Source organism: Campylobacter cuniculorum DSM 23162 = LMG 24588 (assembly GCF_002104335.1).
Classification (GTDB): Bacteria; Campylobacterota; Campylobacteria; order Campylobacterales; family Campylobacteraceae; genus Campylobacter_D; species Campylobacter_D cuniculorum.
The window spans coordinates 1,615,375-1,632,592 of the sequence record NZ_CP020867.1 but is presented as its reverse complement, the minus strand read 5'-3'; the positions used below and the strand labels follow the sequence as shown (position 1 = coordinate 1,632,592).

Here is a 17,218-nt window from a genome sequence, read left to right as displayed (position 1 = left end):
GGTTTTTTATTTTATATTTATTATAATTTTAAATTAAGTTTTATTCAAAGGTTGTTTTATGTTAAAAATAATTGAGTATTCGGCTATCCATTTTTGTGAGCATATTTTAAAATTGCACATTCGCAAGGTAGAGGATATAAGCGGAGAGCTTTACGGGGCTTCTATTCCTATTACAGGACAAGATAATGGAGAATATAATTTTTATCTCTTTTTTTCTGTGGAAGTTTTGAAAAAAATCGTTGATGTTTATGTTAGAAATAATAAATTCAAAGAAGACGATTGGGCTGATTTGGTTAAAGAATGTGCTAATCAAATCATAGGCTATGCTAAAAATTTACTCAACGATGTTAAGGGAGATGATGTTTATAAACTCGGTATCCCTGAATATCTTGGAAGAGTTGATTTTTCTAGCATCAATCTTGACGAGAGTTTGACCTATGAACTTGAAAATCATTGCTTTAGGATAGGTTATAAAAAAGTATGAGTGATGAGCTAGAATTTAATGAGCCTCATGGTTTATTAGAGTCTTATGAAGATATTTTAGATATAACGGTCGATTTTGTCAGTGAGCTTGGCACGACAAATATGAGCGTTTCGGATCTTTTAAAGCTTGAAGCGGGTTCTGTGATTGACCTTGAAAAACCTGCGGGAGAGAGTGTCGAGCTTTATATCAATAAAAGAATTTTTGGAAAAGGTGAAGTAATGGTTTATGAAAAAAATCTTGCAATTAGAATTAATGAAATTTTAGATTCTAAAACCGTTCTTCAATATTTCAAAAAAGAAATTTAATGAAAAAAATATTTTTATTTTTTTTAGCTTTACCTCTTTTTGGGGTTGAGCTGATTAATTATAATATTTATGACAGAAATGACCGCGTTGATGTAATGTTGTCTTTTGATAATGCTTATAATGGCAATATTTCTCAAAAAACAGAAAAAAATTTCACGCTTTTAACCTTAAGCGGTCTTAAGTATCCTAAAGAGGAATTAAAAAATCTTAATTCTAGTCTTGTTGATAAGGTGCAAATCAGCTCTAAAGATGGTAAGACTTATATTATGTTTCAAAATAAGACCAAAGTGAGCTTAAATATAAGCAGCATTAATGATAAATTTGGAATTAGAATAAGACTAACAAATGAAGACTTAAATAAAAATTTAAGCAATTCCTCAACAAAACTTTTAAACACTGATACTCTCAATGAGCTTTCAACTCAAGAAATTCAGCCCAAAAATTCAAGCCTAGAAAAATACGATTACACTCAATACATTCTAGTAATGCTTGTTTTAGTGCTTTTACTCATAGTGCTTTGGTGGTTTAAAAGGACAATGAATACAAAAAAATTTTTAGATTCTAAAAATTTTAATGTGCTCTTTCAAAGACCTTTAGATAAAAATAATCAATTTATGATTTTAGATTATAAAAACAAACGTTATGTGATGATTATAGGTGCTTCGAATTTACTTTTAGAAAGTTCAGAAATTCCAGAAGAAGAAATTCAAAAAAAAGAAGAAAATAGAGAAGAAAATTTTGATTCTGTTTTTGAAGAAAACAAAAGAAAAATTCAAAATATCATTCAAAAAAGACAAAAAAATTAGGGTTTTTGATTGATTGCTAAGGCTATGGTTGTGGGTTTGGAAATTTTCCTAAGCTCATCAATAGGCAGGTCTAATTCCTTGTCCTCATTATACAAATAAAGCGTATTATTTGCAAAAGCAAAGGTGATATTTTCTTCATTAATGCTTAAAATTTTTGCTAAAGCTAAAATAAAATTAAGCCAAGCTAAAATTTCAACAGGAGGTAAAAGTGCTTTAAAAGCATTATAAGGATTTATTTTTTTTCCATCAAGTCTAATAATATTTGCGATGAGAATTTTTTCCCTATGAGAAAAGCCGTAATTCAATCCTCCTAAAATAAAATTTGCAGAATGTTCATTTGCAGAATAAAAATTTAAATGCTCTCCGATATGGCAAAGTTTAGCCGCGTTGATTAAGGTATTTTTATAGTGAGAAGGTAGTTTGTGTAAAACTTCAAGCACATTAAAGAGTTTTGAAACAAAATCAGGTGTTTTGAGTTTTCTATCTTTATATAAAAATCTATCTTGTAAAGATTTCAAGCTAGGATTAAAATTTTGTGGAAAATGTTGAGCTGGACGCAACAAATCTTGCAAGAAAATCCCCTCTCTTATGCCAACTCCACTTGTGATAATTTGCTTAGTTTTAATTTTTTCAGCAATTTTTAAAAAGATAAGAGCCCCTTCTTTTATTGTATCAAAACGATCTTTTTTAATGTCAAAATCCGCTAAAGAATCTGTTTGGGCGTTAAGAATTTTTAAAATATATTCTTTTTCATCTTCTAGTTTATAACGAAAATCGTGTAGATTTTTTAAAGGATAAGAATTTTTTTGTATGATAGAATTTGAAATAGCCCTTAAGCTTCCGCCAATTGCAATAAGATTGTCATTGCAAAAATTTTCAGGAATTTGTTCTAAAATAGGCTTTAAAAATTCATCAAGTTCATTTGTCTTTCCCTTGTCATAAAAAAGCTCTTTAAGTCTTACTGTGCCGATATCGAGCGAAATACAATCAATAATTTTATTATCTTTAATCAAACAAAGCTCGCTAGAACCTCCACCTATATCTAAGGTCGTTGCGTTTTTAAAAGAACTTAACAAATTTAAAGCCGCAAATCCACCCAAATAAGATTCATTCTTTCCATCGATACATCGTATATTTAAATTCAATTCATTTTTAATTCTTTTAATAAATTCTTTAGAATTAGGAGCATCTCTTAAAGCAGAAGTGCCTATAATCAAAGTCTTCTTACATTTATGTCTAAAAATACATTGTTTAAAGAAACGAAGAGCCTTTTGTGCTCTTTGCATAGCCTCTTCTTGTAAAATTTTGCCATTATTATAAGCATTTTCTCCAAGACGCACCTTTCTTTTGTATTCGCAAGTCGTGTAAAAACCATATCTTGAAGTCTTTTCGAAGACTATCATTCTTATGGAATTTGAACCTAAGTCAATAACAGCGGTTTTTTTAGCCATTCAGTTTTCTCTATTGCGACTTTTAAGACGTAATTCTTCTATGGTTTCGACATTATTAGGGTCAGAAATGATGCATTCATACGGACAAGCAACAATACAGGCAGGCTCTGAAAAATCATTCACGCATTCAGAGCAAAGGTCTGGGTCTATTGTATAAATAGGAGTATTTTCATAGATAGCTTCATCAGGACATTCCTCCCTACAAGCATCACAGCACACACAATCTTTAGTGATTAAAAGAGACATTGTTTCTACCTTTTAAAAAATATCTTGTCTTTATACAATAATAAACTTAAAATAAAATATAAAAAATGCCAAAAGATGAATTTTTTACACCTTTTAGCATAAAATTTAAGATTTTTTAGGAAAACAGAAGCGATAACCTCTGCGACGAACGGTTTCTATGGTAGAAATATTAAGGGGTTTGTCCATTTTTTGACGAATTTGATTGATAGCAACTTCAATAACATTTGGAGTAACAAGTTCAGGCTCTTCCCAAATTGCATCAAGAAGTTGTTCTTTAGAAACAATTTGATCAGAATGTCTTGCCAAATGTGTTAAAACTTCAAAAGGCTTACCTTTGAGCTCAATATTTCGCCCTTTATATGTGATTTTTTCTTCATCAGGGTCAATAATCAAGTCTTCAATTTTAATCACATTTGTCCCACCAAACCTCAATTTTGCTTCTATCCTCGCTAAGACTATATCAAAGTCTAAAGGTTTTTTTATAAAGTCATCAGCTCCAGCTTTTAAAGCCTTGATTTCAGTTTCTTTATCTGTTTTTGAAGATATGATGATGACTGAAGTTCTTGGGGATTTGTGCTTAATATTGTTAATAAGCTCTACACCATCGCCATCTGATAGAGTCCAACTCGCCAAAACTAAATCATAATGTCTTATACCGATAAAATATGCTCCATCTTTGAAATTTTCAGAAGAATCGGTTTGATACCCAAATTCATTGAGATTATCGATAATAGCTTTATTAAGGCTAAGTTCATCTTCTATAACTAAAATTCTCATTTTTTATCCTTGTCCTAAGAAAATTAGTAAGAATTATAACATAATTTAAGTTAATATTTAGTTATTCTAAATTAAGTTTTAAAATTTTTTTTAAGGCTTGCACCAACTCGAGCTTTTTTAATGATTTTAGGTTTAAAGACAGAGATTTTTATAAAATTTAAAGAAGAAAAATTTTCTTTTAATTTTAAGCTTATGAATTCCAAAGATTGTTCTAAAGTATAGAATTTTTGCTCCTTATAATTTGCTTTAACAAATTTTAAGACTTGAACATAATCCAAAAACTCATCAGATTTTGCTTTAATTTTAATAATAATTTTTTGCTTTTTTTTGCGTTCAAAGTCTAAAATTCCAATGATACATTTTAATTTAAATTTTATTTTTATATAACTTTGCATTCTTCTTTAAAAATCAATCTTTTAATATTTGGTAAATGTTTATAAAATATGATAAAAGCTATAATAAACAAAGGTGCGTGAGTGTTAATACCCTGCATATCATAATCAAACACAAATGAACTTATAAGTAAGGCGAGTAAGGCTCCCAGTGAAGCCAAAGATGAAATTTTGAAAATTTTTCCTATGACGAGCCAAACGATGAAAGCTGTTAAAATTTCTAAGGGTAAAAGAACAATCATAGCTCCAGCAGTGGTGGCTATGCCTTTACCTCCTTCTAAAAGAAGATAGATAGAAAAACAATGCCCAAATACGATTAAAACCGCTACGCTCCAAAGTAAATTGAAATCATATCCTAGATTTTTTAAAACTAAAAGTGGTAGAGTTGCCTTTGTAAAATCTAAGATTATGGTTGCAATGGCAAGTTTTTTAGCAAGTTTTGGATTGCTTTTTTTAACAACTCTTAAAACATTAGTCGCCCCTATGCTTTTAGAACCTTGATTTTTAATATCTACTTTTGCAAAAACTTGTGCTAAAATCAGCCCAAATGGAATAGCACCCAAAAGGTAAGCTAAGGCATAAATGATTAAATTTTCCATAAAATTAACCTTATATTTTAAATCGCTCAATTGAGTATTATAAACTAAAAAATTAAATAAGAAAAATTTGCTGTTAAATTTAAAAATATTGTTGTTTTGTTTTATATTTGTTTAATATTAATATAAGTAATAATGGGGTATTATCAAAAATATTATCGTAATTGTAATTTTATCGATATATAAATATTATTCCAAGGAGTTTTTATGAAATTAAGATCATTAGTCGTTGCATCTTCGTTGTTACTCATTTCAACAAGTGTTTTAAATGCTACAAATTCCGGCTTAGAAGCTAAAGCTTTAATCAAAGAAGCTAAAGATTCAGGCTTAGTTGCTTTACCAAAGGATCAAAAAGGCGTTGATGAAATTCTTAAAGAAAATGGGGTTAAAGCTAATCCATTCAGTCCAGAAAAAGCTGAACTCGGAAAGAAGCTTTATTTTGAACCAAGACTTTCAAAAAGTGGGATTATATCTTGCAATACTTGTCATAATTTAGGCTTAGGCGGAATAGATGGGGTCGCTGCTGCTGTGGGACATAAATGGGCAGCAAATCCACACCATTTAAATTCACCGACAACTTATAATTCTGTGTTAAACACAACGCAATTTTGGGACGGAAGGGCTGCTAATTTAATCGAACAAGCTAAAGGTCCTATCGAAGCAGAACCTGAAATGGCTACTCCTGCAAAATTAGCTGTGGAGAGAATTTCTTCTTTAGATGAATATGTGAAAGAATTTAAACAACTCTATGGTAAAAGTGGAGTAACTTTTGATAATATAGCTGATGCAATCGCAAATTTCGAAAGAACTTTACTCACTCCTTCTCGTTTTGATCAATTCTTAGAAGGTGATGAAAAAGCCCTAACTCAAGCTGAACAAAAAGGACTTAAGCTTTTTATTGATAAGGGTTGTGTAACCTGTCATACGGGTGTGAATTTGGGTGGCAGTATGCAATCTTTCGAAGTAGCAGGTAAGTATCAATTTGCAAATTTGGGTGATTTTAAGGGCGATTCAAATGGTATGGTAAAAACTCCAACTTTAAGAAATGTCGCTGAAACTGCTCCGTATTTTCATAATGGTGCAATTTGGTCTTTAAAAGATGCGATTAAAGAAATGGGAAGTGTGCAACTTGGGATTAAAATCAACGATAAAGAGGCTCAAAGTATTGAAACTTTCTTGCATTCTTTAACAGGAGAAAAGCCTGTTATCATTTATCCACTATTTCCGATTTCTACTTCAAAGACTCCAAAACCACAACTTTAAGTCTTTAAACCCTCTAGTTTTTAGAGGGTTGTTTAAATTTCTTTACTTCTAAACGTTATAATATTTGAAAACTTTTGAAAGGTTTATAATGAAGCTTTTTGGAACTGATGGAGTGCGTGCAAAAGCAGGAGAATTTCTTGATTCTTTTTTGGCTATGCGTTTAGCAATGGCAGCTGGAATTTATTTTAAAGATAAGAGCATTACGAAAAATATTCTAGTGGGAAAAGACACGAGAAGAAGTGGTTATATGATAGAAAATGCCATTGTTTCAGGACTAACTTTAGTGGGTTATAATGTGATACAAATTGGTCCTATGCCTACACCAGCCATTGCTTTTTTAACCGAAGATATGCGTTGTGATGCGGGGATTATGATTTCAGCTTCGCACAATCCTTATTATGATAACGGAATTAAATTTTTTGGAGCTGATGGCAATAAATTGAGCGAAGATATAGAAAAAAAGATTGAAGAAATTTATTTCGATGATAAACTCATTGAAAGCTCTAAAGTTACGATGAATGATATAGGTCAAGCTAAAAGAATTGATGATGTGATTGGAAGATATATCGTTTCGATTAAGAATTCTTTTCCAAAAAATTTAACTTTAAAATCTTTACGCATTGTTTTAGATGTAGCTCATGGTGCCGCATATAAAGTTGCTCCAACGGTTTTTAAAGAACTTGGTGCAGAGGTGATTGTGATTAATGATAAACCAAATGGTTTAAATATCAATGAAAATTGCGGAGCTTTACATCCTGCAAATTTAGCTTGTGAAGTGAAAAAATTTCGTGCAGATATTGGTTTTGCCTTTGATGGGGATGCGGATAGACTTGTAGTGGTTGATGAAAAGGGTGAAGTGGCAAATGGCGATAGTTTATTAGGTGTGCTTGCTCTTTATCTTAAGGAACAAAATAAACTCAAATCAAGTGTGGTCGCTACGATAATGAGTAATGGAGCCTTAAAAGAATTTTTAAACAAACAAGGCATAGAACTTCAAACTTGTAATGTTGGGGATAAATTTGTCCTTGAAAAACTTAAAATGTGCGGAGGAAATTTTGGGGGTGAGCAAAGTGGGCATATTATTTTTAGCGATTATGCAAAAACAGGAGATGGCTTGATTGCAGCCCTTCAATTTAGTGCTTTAATGCTTTCAAAGAAAAAAACAGCAAGTGCGATTTTAGGACAGATTAAACCCTATCCGCAGCTTTTGTTTAATCTCAAAATTTCACAGAAAAAAGACTTAAAAAAAATCAAAGGTTTAAAAGAATTAGAAACTCATTTAAAGGATAAAAATATCAATTTTTTATTCAGATATTCAGGGACTGAAAATCTCATTCGTTTGCTTTTAGAGGCTAAAGATTTAAAACTTTTAGAAAGAGAAATGAAAGGGGTTGTAGAGTTTTTTAAGAAAGCTTTATGATGATTAAGAATCTTAAATTTATAGGAATCTTTTTAAGTTTTTTTATTTTAGTTTTTTTACTTGATCAAGCAGTTAAGAATTTAACTTTAAAAGGTTTGCGTTATGAGGGTGAGTTTTTAGATCTTACTTATGTTTTAAATACAGGTGTAGCCTTTTCTATGTTAAGTTTTTTAGAGCATTATCTTAAATACTTGCATTTAGCTTTGTTGCTTTGTCTTTTTGCTTATCTTTTATGGCAAAAAGCCTTTCTTAAACAGCATATCATAGCTTTTGGGATAATGCTTGGTGCGGGAAGTTCAAATTTATTAGACCGCTTCATACACGGAGGTGTTGTGGATATGTTTTATTGGCATAAGTGGTTTGACTTTGCGATTTTTAATGTGGCTGATGTGATGATTAATGTCAGCGTTTTTTTGATTTTAATGCAAGAACTTTTTATCAATTTTAACAAAAGGAAAAAAAATGGAAATTTTTAGCGAGTATTATTTGTGGATTAAAATGGTGCATTATTTAAGCTTTGTTTCGTGGATGGCAGGGCTTTTTTATCTGCCAAGACTTTTTGTGTATCATAGCGAACATAAAGACAATCAAGGCTTTGTTGAAGTGGTAAAAATTCAAGAAAAAAAGCTCTATTTATACATTCAAACCCCAGCAATGTTGATGAGTGTTATCACAGGAATTTTAATGCTCATACTCAATAAAAATTTATTATCCTTTGGTTTTATGCACGTTAAATTAAGCCTTGTGATACTTTTGCTTTTTTATCATTTTCATAATTATTTTTGCTTGAAAGAATTAGCAAGGGATACTTGCAAAAAAAGCGGGAAATATTTTAGAATTTATAATGAAATTCCTACTTTAATTTTTATCGGTATAGCTATAATGATGGTCATTAAACCTTTTTAATTTCAAATCAAGGAGAAAAATAAAATGGATAAAACTAAAATCATTCAAAATTTAAATGAACTTTTCAAACAAAGGGCAAAATTTTATGAATTTTTTGATGAAAATATTGAAAAAATGCCAAAAAGTGATGTGTTTGACTTTCAAAAAGCTAAGGATTTAAATGCTAAAGAAGTCTATGAACATTTTTATCATTTTGACTATGCGATGAGAAAGCTTCTGCCTTCGATTTTTAAAGCCTATGAAATTAAAGAAAAAGATTTGGATAAAGACTTTTAGAATATCATTTTCTAAAAGACATATCTAAAGTTTTAGAATCTTCTTCGATTTCTTTGCTTAAATTTTCATCCACTTCAAAACCTCCACCAAAGGCTTTAATCACTTCTACGATAGCATTTGCCATCGCATAATTTGCATTTGCAAAAGAAATTTTAGCACTCAATAAATTTCTTCTAGCGTCCAAATATTCAATCAAAGGAATGCTTCCATTTTCATAACGTATGCTTGCAAGCTCATAAATTTTTTCTTGAGCCTGAAGTAAATTTTTGTAATTTTCATAATTTTGCATACTTGTTTTTCTTTGCACCAAAGCAAGTCTTATTTCACCAAAAGCTGTTCTTAAGGTATTTTCATAGTTTAAAAAGGCTTCATCTTTGCTTAATTTTGCAAGATTGACATTTTGATAAATTTCACCCCAATGAAAAATAGGCATTAAGAAATTTCCGCCTATATTCCAAGTTTTACTTCCACCTTTGATTAAAGTATCCAAATCGTTGCTTTCAAAGCCAAAAAGCCCTGTCAAAGAAAGACTAGGTAAAAAAGCCGTTCTTGCTACACCAACAAGATAATTTTGTTGAGTGAGTCTCTTTAAAGCAGCGTTAATATCCGGACGTTGCAACAAAATTTCACTTCCAATGCCTTCAGGTAAGGCAAGGGCATAAGCACTAAATTTTGTATAATCTTGCTCTTTATAAAGAATATCATCAAAATCACTTGATACGAGTATCTTTAAGGCTTTAAGATAATTTTCTTTTGTTTCAATAGCACTTGTATATTGTGCTTTAACGCTTTGAAGTTCTGCACGAGATTGCTCAAGCTCGTATTCTCCAATCGTTCCGACTTCATATTGCATAAGTTTGACACCATAAGTTTGAGTATAAGCATCAAGGGTTTGTTTTAAAATATCCATTGCCTCATAAGCGTTCGCGAGGTTAAAATACAATTGCACAACATTTGAAATCAAAGAAAGCCTTGCAGCTTCATAGTCAAATTCACTTGCTCTTAAAGCTGCTCTTGCTGCACCTAAGCTGTCGCGATATTTTCCCCATAAATCAATTTCATAACTCAATCCTAAGCCCATTGTAAAATCATTTCCATAAATGAAGCGATTTGTTTGATTGTTTGGATCATTAATGGAGGTTTTTGCTCTGGCTCCACTCGCACTGCCATCAAATTTTGGAAATAAATCACTCAAAGAAATTCCAAATTGTGCTGCAGCTTGCTCCATACGCACATAGGCTATTCTTAAATCAGTATTATTTTTTAGGGCTTGATTGACGATAGTATTTAAATTTGCGTCATTAAAACCCTTCCACCATTCTTTGGATAAACTTATATTGTCCTCTTTTGAAGTGTATTGAGTTTGAGGTATATTTAATTTTGGTTTTAAAGAACAAGAACTGATGAAAAAAACCAAAAAAATCAATAAAAGATTACGCATGATTTTTTCCTCTTTTTTTATCAATCCAAGCATTGAAGCTTTCTAAAATATAGAAAAATAAAGGCACAAAAAAGATTGCGATACTTGAAGCTGCTGCAATACCGCCAATAAGTCCTGTTCCTAAAGAATGTCTGCTCGCACTTCCTGCACCCGTTGCAAAAACCAAAGGTAAAATTCCCAAGCCAAAAGCTAAAGAAGTCATGATTATAGGTCTAAAGCGAAGTCTTGCTGCTTCAAGTGAAGCTTCGAAAATACTTTTTCCCGATTTAAGATGTGCCTCCATTGCAAATTCTACAATAAGAATGGCATTTTTAGCTGAAAGTCCTATAAGAAGCAACAATCCTGTTTGAAAATACACATCATTGCTGATTTGAACATCGATAAACCCTCTTAAATATGTAAAAAGCAAAGAACCAAATACCGCAAAAGGCACAGCGGTAATGACAGCTAAAGGCATAAGCCATCTTTCATATTGAGCCGCAAGGATTAAAAAGACAAAAACAAGTCCTAAAGCAAAAGAAATCATTCCCGAACTAGAGCTTGAAACCTCTTGATAAGCAGAGCCAGACCATGCTATTGTATAATCTTCTCCTAAGGTTTGTTCTGCAACTTCTGCAATTGCTTTAATAGCTTGTCCTGAAGTATAACCCGGACCCGGATCACCTTGCACAAGAGCTGCTGGGAAAAGATTGAATCTTTTAACATCATCAGGTCCGCTTGTCCTTACTAGAGTGAGCACTGCATCGAGTGGAATCATTTCTGCATTACTTGAACGCACATAAATTTTCTTTAAAGCATCTTGAGTGTTTCTAAAATCGCCCTTTGCTCTAATATTGACTTGAAAATTCTTTCCATACATTGAAAAATCATTGACATAATAAGTGCCTATTGTCGAAGCAATGGTGCTGAAAACATCTTGTAAATTAAGCTTATAAGATTTAAGTTTATCTCTATCAATTAACAATTGAAATTGTGGATAACCCGTATCAAGCGTTGTTCTAACATTAGAAAGTTCCGGTCTTGAACGTGCTGCTATGACGAGCTGATTAACATCTTGTTGAATTTGAGCATAGCTCTTTCCGCTACGATTTTGTGCAAACATATCAAAGCCACCTGTAATACTAAGACCTTGTATAGGTGGAGGATTCAAGAAAAAGGCTTGAGCTCTTGTATCCATAAAATACTTTCTGTTAAGTCCATTTACTACATCAAACGAGCTTGTGCTTCTTTCTGAAATATCTGTTAAGTTAGCAAACATTACAGAAGAATTTTCTTTGAGTGAATTTGTAAAAATATCAAAGCCAATCATTGCCATACTATCTTTAATATTTGGATTTTCCTTTAAATCCTGTGACATTGCATCAGTAAATTCGACTGTGCGATGAAGTGCAGCACCTGCTGGTAAGTTTGTAACTGTGATAATAACGCTTTCATCTTCTGTTGGCACCAAAGAACTAGGCACTTTAAAATACAAAAAAATCATTGTTAAAATCATCAAAACAAATAAGCATAAAAATAAAATTACATGATTTAAAACAAATCTAACAACTTTTGTAAAAGCTTCAGTAGACCAATCAAAAAAATCATTAAATTTTTCAACAAATTTAAAAGGTGCTTCATGTGTTCTTTGTAAAAATAGAGCACACAAAGCGGGAGTGAGAGTAAGAGCAATAAAACCAGATATAGTAACAGATATAGCAAGCGTTAAAGCAAACTGCTTTTGAATTTCGCCCACAAAACCTGATATAAATGAAACGGGAATAAATACAGCACAAAGGACTAAAACGATAGAAATAACAGGGGAGGTAATTTCTTTCATCGACATAATTGCTGCTTCTTTAATGCTAATGTTTTTATCTTCATGTATAATTCTATCAATATTTTCAACCACAATAATAGCATCATCAACCACAATACCAATGGCTAAAATTAAAGCAAAGAGAGTGAGTAAATTGATACTAAAGCCTAAGACATAAAGACCTGCAAAAGTCCCTAAAATAGATACAGGAACTGCTATCATAGGGATAACAGTTGAGCGAAAATTCTTCAAAAACATATACATAACGATAATAACCAAAATCAAAGCTTCAACAAAGGTCTTAATAACTTCTTTGATTGAATCTTTAACAAAAATCGTTGTATCATAAGGAATGCGGTATTTTAAGCCTTCAGGGAAATTCTTTGAAAGCTCTTCCATTTTTGCTTTAACAAGATTTGCTGTTTGGATAGAATTTGCACCCGATTGCAAATTAATCATAATCGGCACAGCATCGCCTCCATTATCCCTGCCTTGAGAAACATATTGTTGAGAGCCAATTTCGACTTCAGCTACATCTTTAACCCTTAGAAAAGAACCATCATCATTTGCTCTTAAGATGATATTTTCAAATTCACTGACATTTTGTAGCTGTCCTTGCATAATGATAGAATACACATAGGGTGATTTTTGTGTTACGGGTTCTTCTCCGATTTTTCCCGTTGCGTATTGAGCATTTTGTTCATTTACTGCATTAATAACATCTGTAGCAGTAATATTAAATTTATTTAACAAATCAGGATCTAACCATAAACGCATAGAATAATTTTTGTTTCCAATTGCCGTTGCATCACCAACTCCGGGCACTCTTTTTAAATCATCTAAAATATTTAAAATGATATAATTATACACTTCAGTCGAATCCATACTTCCATCAGTCGAATAAAGAGTTATGGCTTCAAGTGTTGCTGTAGATGCCTTTCTTACCGTTACACCGAGTCTTCTTACTTCTTCTGGAAGTTTAGCAGTGGCATTTGAAATTCTATTATTAACATTGATTGTAGCTTGATCGGGGTCTGTGCCTATATTAAAATACACAGTCAATCTCAAAGAACCAGAACTAGCCGTTGAATCCATATAAATCATATCATCAACACCATTAATTGCGTCTTCAATCGGCGTTGCAACGGTTTTAGCAATAGTTTGTGCGTCCGCTCCTGTATAAGTGGCTTGAACCTGCACAGTTGGAGGGGTTAAAGACGGATATTGCTCAACCGGTAGAGAAAAAAGGGCTATCATTCCTGCAAGGGAGATAATGATGGCTATAACAGAAGTGAATACAGGTCTTTCTATGAAAAATTTAGAAAACATTATTTGCTCCTAATCTCCATAACTTCACTGCCTTGACGAATTTTTTTGAAATTATCAACGATGATTTTATCTCCGTTTTTTAATCCTTTATCTATCACTGCATAGTCATTTGTTTGAGAGCTAATATGCACCGGAGTTTTAGTTGCTTTTCCATCTTTTATAATATAAACATAAACCTCTTTTTGATCTTGCAAAATAGCAACTTGTGGAATTTTAAAGCCATTTCTTTGGATAAAACCATCGGTGCTAACATTTGCAAAAGCACCCGGTAAAAGTTTTGAATCGTTATTATCAAATATAGCTTTAGCTTTAACCGTCCCGCTATTTGCGTCAATCACGGAATCAATAAAATATAATTTTCCCTTGTAGTTTTCACCATTAAGATTTAAATTTGCAATCAAATTATCAAGTTCCCATTTGCCACTTTGCGTGTTGCGTGAAATATTGAGTTTATCAGTATCTGAAATATAAAAATCAGCATAAATTGGATTTAAGTTCGTTATACGCACAAGTTCGCTTGTTGAAGCATTGACAAAATCTCCTATATTAATCAAAGCATCGCCCACAACCCCGTCAAAAGGTGCTTTAATTTCTGTATGTGCAAGGTCAATTTTTGCATTTTCTACTTCAGCTCTTGCACTTTCAAGATTTGCCTTTGTGGTCTTAAAAGAAGCCAAACTTGTATCATATTCTTTTTGAGAAATAGCTTTTTTTTCAAACAAAATTTTATTTCTTCCATAATCTTTATTCGCGTTATCAAAATCCGCTCTTGCCATCAAAGCTTTTCCCCAAGCCATATTAACATTTGCTTGAAATTTATCGGGTTCAATTAGAAAAAGCCTATCTCCCTCTTTTACTAAATCCCCAGCCTTAAAATATTTTTTAATGATTACTCCACTAACTTGTGGTTTAATGATAACATCATAATCACTTACAAGTTTCGCAGGATAGCTAAATCTTAAGGGGATATTTTCGCTTTTTGCCGTGATTGTATTGACAGGTTGAGCAGGGATTGCAGTGGTTTCTTCTTTGCTACAAGCACTTATAAAAATACCAAAAATCAGAATTGAAACAATATGATGTTTAAAAAATTTCATTGATTGACCTTGTTTGATTATAAAAATATCTTAAGTGTGTTATTTTATAAAAATATATTAATCAAAAGTAAATCATTGCCTATAAAATCATTTTAAAAGTGTATTTTTAGGATAAACAAAGATACTTTCTCTAAAAACAACGATTTTTTCATCATCTAAGGCATAAGCTTTGATATGAAGCGGAAAGATAATATCTTTTTTATCATCATCTCCAAGTTTTTGGTTTGCTTGAAGTACAACGATTTTTTTAGTTTTTTCACCCGCTTTGAGTTTAAAAGGTTTGCTTGGTCTTATAATTTTAACAGCTTGATTAATTCCTTCTAAATCAACTTCAAAATAATATTCATGATCTCGGCTGTCTGTATTTTGAAATAAGAAGGTATAAGCATTAGTAATTTCTAAATTTCCATTTTTATGAGATATATGATAAAGCTCACTGCTACGATTGATATTTAAAAGCATGTGTTCTTTTTTTGTGCTCATTGTCAATAACACAATAAAAACAACCGAAAGTGCGATACCATAAGCTATGGTTCTAAATCTTAAATATCTCACTCCTTTACCCGTTTCTAAAGCCCTTGCACTTGTCCAATTGATAAGACTTGGACGATTGAATTTATTTTGTATTTTAGAACAGGCATCGGCACATTCAAGACAATTAATGCATTCAAGTTGCATACCTTTTCTTATATCGATATGAGTTGGACACACGCTCACACACGCTTCACAGCCCACACACTCTCCAACAGGTGGCTTTTTGTGAAGTTTAATCTTGCCATCATAAATCACTCCACCTCTTTTTTCATCATAAATAACTTGTATGGTATCGTGGTCAAACATTACAGATTGTATTCTTGCATAGGGACAAACATAAACACAAAATTTTTCTTGCAAATAAACAATATCAAAGGTTAAAAACAAAGAAGAACAGAATAAAATTCCAAGTAAAAGCAAATGCTCACCCGGATTTGCAAGATAAACAAAAAAATCTTCAGGAGGTATAAAATACCAAAGCAAACCACTTGTTGCAAGTAAAGAAAAGATATAAAAAAGTATAACAGCGATTGATTTTTTTAAAAAATGCCCTGGATACTCTTTTTGTTTATTGTGTATATTTTGGCGAATTTTCAAAAGTTTGGTTTCGATTAAATCCCTATAAATCACTCTAAAAATGGTTTGAGGACAACTCCACGCACACCACATACGTCCTGCAAGTGTGGTGATAAAAAATATCGTTAAAAAAAGCAAAATCAAAACAAAGGGCATGAGATAAAATTCTTGAGTGTCAAAGGAGAAAAAAAGTAAGTTAAGTTTTTTATGGTCAAAACTTAAAAGAAAAAAATGGTTATCATTGATTCTTAAAAAAGGTAAAGCCAAAACTAAAATCATAATCACAAAATAGGTCAAATAACGCTTTTGTGCATAATGAGTAAGATGTGTTAAAGCTTGTTGCATTGAAACTCTCCCTTTTCTTTTGATAAATATTTTTTAATCAAAAATTAAATATTTTCACAATTATAACTAAAAAAACAAATTTTCTTATAAAATTTTTTAAAAATTTTTGTAAGCTAAATTTAATGATAAATTGATTAAAATTTTACCCTTTAGAAAAACTATATTAATAAATTTTAACAAGAAAGGTGGTGAGGGCTGTGCCGGGAATTAAGGTGCATCCTAATGAGTCTTTTGACGAGGCGTATCGTAAATTTAAAAAACAAGTCGATAGAAATCTTGTTGTTACCGAAGTGAGAGCAAGAAGATTTTTTGAGCCTAAAACTGAAATGCGTAAAAAGCAAAAAATTTCAGCACGTAAAAAGATGCTTAAAAGACTTTATATGCTCAGACGCTACGAGTCAAAACTCTAAAAAAGCCGATTTTTTTCGGCTTTTTACCCAAACTCAAATTTCCTCAATCGATTTAAAATCTTAAAATTATATCTTTGAACTTACATTGTAATTAATTGTTTTTTGCTAAAATCTTTTAAAAATTTCTTTTTAAATTTAAATTTTAGTCATGAGAGGAACTTTTATGAAAAGGATTAAAAAAATTATCCAAATTGGTATGATAGGAGGTTTGAGTGCTATTGCATTAGGAGCTTTGGTGGGCTGTGGAGAAGATAATACAGCTTCAAATCAACAAATTAAACAGGGTGCTTTTGTTATCATTGAAGAGGTTTCTCCGGGTGAATATAAAATCAAAGACCAATTTCCAAGCGATGAAACAAGAGTGGTTTTACAGGCTCTTGATGGGAGTGAAAGGGTTTTAACCAAAGAAGAAATGGACAAACTCATCAAAGATGAGGCGGCTAAAATTGACAATGGCACTTCAAATCTCACTAAAGACAATGCTCAAATAAGTTCAGGCGGAGGTTTAGGGCTGGGCGAGGCTATACTTGCAAGTGCAGCAGGGGCGATTCTTGGAAGCTGGATAGGTTCAAAGCTTTTTAACAATCAAAATTTTGCAAATCAGCAAAGAGGGGCTTTTTCTAATCAAAGTGCCTATCAAAGAAGTGTTAATAACTTTAACAATGCAGGTGGCACAAAAGCGAGCTCGAGCACAAAATCAGGCTTTTTTGGCGGGGGTTCAAAAGCGACAAGCAGCTCATCTTTTGGTTCTTAAAAGGTAGGGATG

19 protein-coding genes are annotated in these 17,218 nt (G+C 31.8%); 10 read left to right on the top strand and 9 right to left on the bottom strand.

Features of this window, described 5'->3' with window-relative positions; translation table 11 throughout:
- The first annotated feature begins 58 nt into the window (after nucleotides 1-58).
- From CCUN_RS08130 to CCUN_RS08120, 3 genes are read left to right on the top strand one after another with little or no spacing between them, the layout of a single operon-like run.
- On the top strand, nucleotides 59-484 hold the full coding sequence (locus CCUN_RS08130; RefSeq protein WP_027305749.1) for a hypothetical protein: 426 nt from the start codon (nucleotides 59-61) through the stop codon (nucleotides 482-484).
- Nucleotides 481-789: a flagellar motor switch protein FliN gene (gene fliN / locus CCUN_RS08125; protein ID WP_027305750.1), complete on the top strand. Its 309-nt coding sequence runs from the start codon at nucleotides 481-483 to the stop codon at nucleotides 787-789. Before CCUN_RS08130 ends, fliN begins: the two co-directional genes overlap by 4 nt.
- Nucleotides 789-1,595 (top strand): hypothetical protein, encoded by an 807-nt coding sequence (locus CCUN_RS08120; protein ID WP_027305751.1) that lies wholly within the window; start codon nucleotides 789-791, stop codon nucleotides 1,593-1,595. Before fliN ends, CCUN_RS08120 begins: the two co-directional genes overlap by 1 nt.
- Here the strand turns inward: CCUN_RS08120 and CCUN_RS08115 are convergent.
- The 5 genes from CCUN_RS08115 to plsY form a co-directional block, all read right to left on the bottom strand.
- Nucleotides 1,592-3,046 carry a Ppx/GppA phosphatase family protein gene (locus CCUN_RS08115; protein ID WP_027305752.1) on the bottom strand — a complete coding sequence of 485 codons (1,455 nt, stop codon included), beginning with the start codon at nucleotides 3,044-3,046 and terminating at the stop codon, nucleotides 1,592-1,594. The genes CCUN_RS08120 and CCUN_RS08115 overlap by 4 nt on opposite strands.
- Nucleotides 3,047-3,292, bottom strand: a complete 246-nt coding sequence (locus tag CCUN_RS08110; protein WP_027305753.1) for a YfhL family 4Fe-4S dicluster ferredoxin — start codon at nucleotides 3,290-3,292, stop codon at nucleotides 3,047-3,049.
- A gap of 105 nt (nucleotides 3,293-3,397) precedes the next feature.
- Nucleotides 3,398-4,069, bottom strand: coding sequence for a homeostatic response regulator transcription factor HsrA (gene hsrA / locus CCUN_RS08105; RefSeq protein ID WP_027305754.1), 672 nt, complete (start codon nucleotides 4,067-4,069; stop codon nucleotides 3,398-3,400).
- Between the two features lie 71 nt (nucleotides 4,070-4,140).
- On the bottom strand, nucleotides 4,141-4,464 hold the full coding sequence (locus tag CCUN_RS08100) for a dihydroneopterin aldolase (protein ID WP_027305755.1): 324 nt from the start codon (nucleotides 4,462-4,464) through the stop codon (nucleotides 4,141-4,143).
- Nucleotides 4,449-5,060, bottom strand: coding sequence for a glycerol-3-phosphate 1-O-acyltransferase PlsY (plsY, locus tag CCUN_RS08095; protein ID WP_027305756.1), 612 nt, complete (start codon nucleotides 5,058-5,060; stop codon nucleotides 4,449-4,451). The genes CCUN_RS08100 and plsY overlap by 16 nt, the downstream gene beginning before the upstream one ends.
- Nucleotides 5,061-5,264: 204 nt before the next feature.
- On the opposite strand from plsY, the gene CCUN_RS08090 reads away from it, so the two are divergent.
- The 5 genes from CCUN_RS08090 (at nucleotide 5,265) to cmeU (ending at nucleotide 8,922) form a co-directional block, all read left to right on the top strand.
- Nucleotides 5,265-6,320: a cytochrome-c peroxidase gene (locus CCUN_RS08090; RefSeq protein ID WP_027305757.1), complete on the top strand. Its 1,056-nt coding sequence runs from the start codon at nucleotides 5,265-5,267 to the stop codon at nucleotides 6,318-6,320.
- Nucleotides 6,321-6,408: 88 nt separating this feature from the next.
- A complete protein-coding gene (gene glmM / locus CCUN_RS08085) occupies nucleotides 6,409-7,740 on the top strand; it encodes a phosphoglucosamine mutase (RefSeq protein ID WP_027305758.1) in 1,332 nt (443 codons plus the stop codon).
- The gene (gene lspA / locus CCUN_RS08080; RefSeq protein ID WP_027305759.1) at nucleotides 7,740-8,216 is read left to right on the top strand and encodes a signal peptidase II; all 477 of its coding nucleotides are present in this window, start codon (nucleotides 7,740-7,742) and stop codon (nucleotides 8,214-8,216) included. Before glmM ends, lspA begins: the two co-directional genes overlap by 1 nt.
- Nucleotides 8,203-8,646 carry a protoporphyrinogen oxidase HemJ gene (hemJ, locus tag CCUN_RS08075; RefSeq protein ID WP_027305760.1) on the top strand — a complete coding sequence of 148 codons (444 nt, stop codon included), beginning with the start codon at nucleotides 8,203-8,205 and terminating at the stop codon, nucleotides 8,644-8,646. Before lspA ends, hemJ begins: the two co-directional genes overlap by 14 nt.
- A 24-nt stretch (nucleotides 8,647-8,670) precedes the next feature.
- Nucleotides 8,671-8,922, top strand: coding sequence for a CmeU family protein (gene cmeU / locus CCUN_RS08070; protein ID WP_027305761.1), 252 nt, complete (start codon nucleotides 8,671-8,673; stop codon nucleotides 8,920-8,922).
- Nucleotides 8,923-8,926: 4 nt separating this feature from the next.
- On the opposite strand, the gene CCUN_RS08065 is transcribed toward cmeU, so the two are convergent.
- From CCUN_RS08065 to ccoG, 4 genes are all read right to left on the bottom strand, one after another.
- On the bottom strand, nucleotides 8,927-10,363 hold the full coding sequence (locus CCUN_RS08065) for an efflux transporter outer membrane subunit (protein WP_051521708.1): 1,437 nt from the start codon (nucleotides 10,361-10,363) through the stop codon (nucleotides 8,927-8,929).
- The gene (locus tag CCUN_RS08060) at nucleotides 10,356-13,490 is read right to left on the bottom strand and encodes an efflux RND transporter permease subunit (protein ID WP_027305763.1); all 3,135 of its coding nucleotides are present in this window, start codon (nucleotides 13,488-13,490) and stop codon (nucleotides 10,356-10,358) included. The genes CCUN_RS08065 and CCUN_RS08060 overlap by 8 nt, the downstream gene beginning before the upstream one ends.
- The gene (locus CCUN_RS08055; protein WP_027305764.1) at nucleotides 13,490-14,587 is read right to left on the bottom strand and encodes an efflux RND transporter periplasmic adaptor subunit; all 1,098 of its coding nucleotides are present in this window, start codon (nucleotides 14,585-14,587) and stop codon (nucleotides 13,490-13,492) included. Before CCUN_RS08055 ends, CCUN_RS08060 begins: the two co-directional genes overlap by 1 nt.
- Before the next feature lie 87 nt (nucleotides 14,588-14,674).
- Nucleotides 14,675-16,042 carry a cytochrome c oxidase accessory protein CcoG gene (ccoG, locus tag CCUN_RS08050; RefSeq protein ID WP_027305765.1) on the bottom strand — a complete coding sequence of 456 codons (1,368 nt, stop codon included), beginning with the start codon at nucleotides 16,040-16,042 and terminating at the stop codon, nucleotides 14,675-14,677.
- A 197-nt stretch (nucleotides 16,043-16,239) separates the two neighbouring features.
- On the opposite strand from ccoG, the gene rpsU reads away from it, so the two are divergent.
- Both rpsU and CCUN_RS08040 read left to right on the top strand, forming a co-directional pair.
- Nucleotides 16,240-16,452: a 30S ribosomal protein S21 gene (rpsU, locus tag CCUN_RS08045; protein ID WP_027305766.1), complete on the top strand. Its 213-nt coding sequence runs from the start codon at nucleotides 16,240-16,242 to the stop codon at nucleotides 16,450-16,452.
- A gap of 163 nt (nucleotides 16,453-16,615) precedes the next feature.
- A complete protein-coding gene (locus CCUN_RS08040) occupies nucleotides 16,616-17,206 on the top strand; it encodes a UPF0323 family lipoprotein (protein ID WP_027305767.1) in 591 nt (196 codons plus the stop codon).
- Nucleotides 17,207-17,218 lie beyond the last annotated feature (12 nt).

Excerpts from the sequence above, each read along its gene's own strand:
- hsrA (WP_027305754.1), bottom strand. The coding sequence starts at position 4,069 with ATGAGAATTTTAGTTATAGAAGATGAACTTAGCCTTAATAAAGCTATT.
- CCUN_RS08130 (WP_027305749.1), top strand. The coding sequence starts at position 59 with ATGTTAAAAATAATTGAGTATTCGGCTATCCATTTTTGTGAGCATATT.
- CCUN_RS08115 (WP_027305752.1), bottom strand. The coding sequence starts at position 3,046 with ATGGCTAAAAAAACCGCTGTTATTGACTTAGGTTCAAATTCCATAAGA.
- fliN (WP_027305750.1), top strand. The coding sequence starts at position 481 with ATGAGTGATGAGCTAGAATTTAATGAGCCTCATGGTTTATTAGAGTCT.
- CCUN_RS08055 (WP_027305764.1), bottom strand. The coding sequence starts at position 14,587 with ATGAAATTTTTTAAACATCATATTGTTTCAATTCTGATTTTTGGTATT.
- glmM (WP_027305758.1), top strand. The coding sequence starts at position 6,409 with ATGAAGCTTTTTGGAACTGATGGAGTGCGTGCAAAAGCAGGAGAATTT.
- hemJ (WP_027305760.1), top strand. The coding sequence starts at position 8,203 with ATGGAAATTTTTAGCGAGTATTATTTGTGGATTAAAATGGTGCATTAT.
- ccoG (WP_027305765.1), bottom strand. The coding sequence starts at position 16,042 with ATGCAACAAGCTTTAACACATCTTACTCATTATGCACAAAAGCGTTAT.
- cmeU (WP_027305761.1), top strand. The coding sequence starts at position 8,671 with ATGGATAAAACTAAAATCATTCAAAATTTAAATGAACTTTTCAAACAA.
- CCUN_RS08090 (WP_027305757.1), top strand. The coding sequence starts at position 5,265 with ATGAAATTAAGATCATTAGTCGTTGCATCTTCGTTGTTACTCATTTCA.
- CCUN_RS08100 (WP_027305755.1), bottom strand. The coding sequence starts at position 4,464 with ATGCAAAGTTATATAAAAATAAAATTTAAATTAAAATGTATCATTGGA.
- CCUN_RS08065 (WP_051521708.1), bottom strand. The coding sequence starts at position 10,363 with ATGCGTAATCTTTTATTGATTTTTTTGGTTTTTTTCATCAGTTCTTGT.
- plsY (WP_027305756.1), bottom strand. The coding sequence starts at position 5,060 with ATGGAAAATTTAATCATTTATGCCTTAGCTTACCTTTTGGGTGCTATT.
- CCUN_RS08120 (WP_027305751.1), top strand. The coding sequence starts at position 789 with ATGAAAAAAATATTTTTATTTTTTTTAGCTTTACCTCTTTTTGGGGTT.
- lspA (WP_027305759.1), top strand. The coding sequence starts at position 7,740 with ATGATTAAGAATCTTAAATTTATAGGAATCTTTTTAAGTTTTTTTATT.
- CCUN_RS08040 (WP_027305767.1), top strand. The coding sequence starts at position 16,616 with ATGAAAAGGATTAAAAAAATTATCCAAATTGGTATGATAGGAGGTTTG.
- CCUN_RS08110 (WP_027305753.1), bottom strand. The coding sequence starts at position 3,292 with ATGTCTCTTTTAATCACTAAAGATTGTGTGTGCTGTGATGCTTGTAGG.
- CCUN_RS08060 (WP_027305763.1), bottom strand. The coding sequence starts at position 13,490 with ATGTTTTCTAAATTTTTCATAGAAAGACCTGTATTCACTTCTGTTATA.